This is a genomic window from uncultured Veillonella sp. (assembly GCF_934190855.1).
Classification (GTDB): domain Bacteria; phylum Bacillota; class Negativicutes; order Veillonellales; family Veillonellaceae; genus Veillonella.
Genome location: NZ_CAKPTN010000188.1, coordinates 1 through 3,087, shown reverse-complemented (window position 1 = coordinate 3,087; position 3,087 = coordinate 1). Strand labels below are relative to the sequence as shown.

Here is a 3,087-nt window from a genome sequence, read left to right as displayed (position 1 = left end):
CATTAGTAGTAGGGCCATTAGCACCTTCCAAGATGATTTTAGCTTGGATGTTTTCCATGTTGTCTTTGTTCAATTGGTTTTCAAGAGCTGCCATGTACAATACATCAACTGGTTGAGCCAATAATTCTTGGGCACCAATTGTAGTCATGCCTGGTTCGCTGTAACCTTCAAGGGAACGACCATGAGAGTTAGCATATTCGTATGCTTTTTCAACATCAATACCGTTAGGATTGTAGATGTTAACGCTTACGTCACCGATAGCAACAACTTTAGCGCCTGCTTGAGCGATGAGACGAGCACCTACGGAACCTACGTTACCGAAGCCTTGAACTGCTACAGTAAGATTTTTGATGTCTAAGTTTTTCTTAGCTAAGTAACTTTGTAATGCGATGAGACAGCCACGGCCAGTCGCTTCATTACGACCTAAGGAACCGCCTACTTCGATAGGTTTACCAGTAACGATACCAGGGCTCCATTCACCTTTTAATGTGCTGTATTCGTCAGCGATCCAGCTCATGATTTGAGAGTTTGTATTTACGTCTGGAGCTGGAACGTCAGTATTAACACCGATGATTGGCGCAATACGACGTACGAAGTTACGAGTTAAGCGTTCTAATTCGCGAGGGTTCAAAGTTTTAGGATCAACTTTAATACCGCCTTTACCGCCGCCATAAGGAATGTTAGCGATAGCGTTTTTAATAGTCATCCAAGCTGCCAATGCACGAACTTCGTTTTCATCGGAATCTGGATGGAAGCGAAGACCACCTTTAGCACTGCCGCGCAATGTGGAGTGTTGGCAACGATAGCCTTCGTATACGCGAACTTCACCATTATCTAGTTGAAGAGGTACTGCTACCTTCAATTCGCGTTCTGGATGACGTAATACTTCGTAATCGCTACGAGAGTAGCCGAGTTTCTCAGCTGCTACGTCTAAAGTGTTTAGCATGTTTTCATATGGGTTGTAACCGCTCATAATTGCCTCCTGAATATCAGAGTAAATTTATTAATTGTGCTAAATTTTCACATACTTAAGTATTCGACGTTGTATACATAATACCCTTTTAATTTTTTTAAATATATTCTATAGTTTTAGGCCCTTGAAAGTAGGTAAAAATATAGATAAATACTGTGATTTTGCTCACTGTGGTTGGAGAGAGGAGAATTGCTTTAGCAGCCTTAGATTAGTGTATAAATTTGCTCTAGTTGTTTAAAAGTAGTGTATAAATTTTCTTTAGTTGTATTTAATTAGTGTATACATTTGTTATAGTAGATCTAGATTAGTATGAAAATTGAAAACTTTCACAAAAAAACAAGGGCCCTTATTCGGAGGAATAAGAACCCTTATGTGTGTAATGATTTAATTAATCGAATGATTAATGTTTTTCAGCAGCAGAGCTGTCTGTAGTTTGGCCATCGCCCCACCATACTAAACCTTCTTGAGTAGGTAGTACTTTTTTGTTGAATACAGGGACTTTAATGCCACGGTGTTTTTGATCTACGTAGTCAGCAAGTGCAGCGACTGCTTGTTTGTTGAGAAGTACGATAGCTGTTACGTTTGTAAGAACTAGAAGTGCCATGAATAAATCGGCAGCATTCCATACAAGTTCAAGAGATGCAACGGAACCAATGTAAGACATTGCTACTACACCAAGACGGAAGAGATTTAGGTAAATCTTTTTATCTGTAAGATGAGTGATGTTGATCTCGCCATAGTAGTAGTTACCAACTAGGGAACTGAAGGAGAACATAACGATGAACAATGCCATTGCGTATGGAGCCCATGGACCAAGTTCTTGAGCCAAGTTATGTTGTACCAATGCAACGCCTGTAAGACCTGTAGTTGTGTAATCGCCAATGATAAGAACGATGAACGCAGATGCTGTACAGATGATGAATGTTGTTAAGTATACGCCGAACGCTTGGATTAAACCTTGTTCAACTGGGTGATTTGCAGTAGCCGTAGCCGCTGCGTTAGGAACGGAACCTTGACCAGCTTCGTTGGAGAATAGACCACGTTTGATACCAGTCATCATAACGGTACCGAATAAACCGCCACCAGCTGCATCAAGTGTGAATGCATGAGAGAAGATGGAGTAGAATACATGCGGCAATTGTGTAATGTTAGTAATCATAACGTATAATGCTGTGCCGATGTAAGCAAATGCCATTACTGGAACTAGGATTTCTGCAACTTTTGCAACTGCACTTAAGCCACCGAATACGATGAATAAAATTAAGACAGCTACGATACCGCCAGTAATATGAGCAGGAACATCGAGAGTTACCAAGGATGCTGCTAATGTATTAGCTTGTACGGAGTTGTAAATCCAACCGAATGTGATCGTAATAAGTACTGCGAATAAAACGGAGAAGCCAGGGCTCTTTAAACCTTGACGGATGTAGTAAGCTGGACCGCCATAGAAACCACCATTAGCTAGAGGTTTTTTGTAGATTTGGGCCAATGTACATTCTACGAAGCCTGTGGAGGCACCAAGAAGTGCGATAACCCACATCCAGAAGATAGCACCAGGGCCACCGATTACTACGGCAATCGCGATACCTGCGATGTTACCAACACCTACACGAGATGCGGTTGTTACGCAGAATGCTTGGAATGAGGAAATGTGATTCTTTTCAGTTTTCTCACCAGCACTACTTGCAATGAGTCGAATCATTTCACCTAAGAATCGAATTTGTACGAATTTAGTTGTAAATGTGAAATAAAGACCTGCACCGATGAGGATGAAGATAATTAGATAATCCCACAAATATCCATTGATTAAAGATATTGTAGCGTTTAACTGGGCTTGCATTGAGTATCAGTCCTTTCTCTAAATAAAGCCATATAAATCGCACGCCTTTACAACAAATTATACAACGAACATATGTAAAAAAGACATAGTATTATGACTAAAAGCTATGCTAATTCAGTACTAGATTTAGTAAAAAAATTTATAACTTAGGCAGGAAAACTTTGAAAGTTCAATTAACATGGGGATTAAAAGGATATGAGAGAAATGCATAATACTGGATACAAAAAACAAAATCACAGCCCAAAGAGCTGTGATTTTATTTTTTGTATGTAGT

At 39.9% G+C, this 3,087-nt stretch carries 2 protein-coding genes; both read right to left on the bottom strand.

The window, feature by feature from the left end; genetic code table 11:
• Nucleotides 1-973: Glu/Leu/Phe/Val dehydrogenase (locus tag Q0F90_RS08495; RefSeq protein WP_296004749.1), on the bottom strand; the 973-nt coding region annotated here is incomplete at its 3' end.
• 400 nt (nucleotides 974-1,373) lie between these two features.
• Nucleotides 1,374-2,813 carry a sodium:alanine symporter family protein gene (locus Q0F90_RS08490; RefSeq protein ID WP_296004747.1) on the bottom strand — a complete coding sequence of 480 codons (1,440 nt, stop codon included), beginning with the start codon at nucleotides 2,811-2,813 and terminating at the stop codon, nucleotides 1,374-1,376.
• Nucleotides 2,814-3,087: the final 274 nt, after the last annotated feature.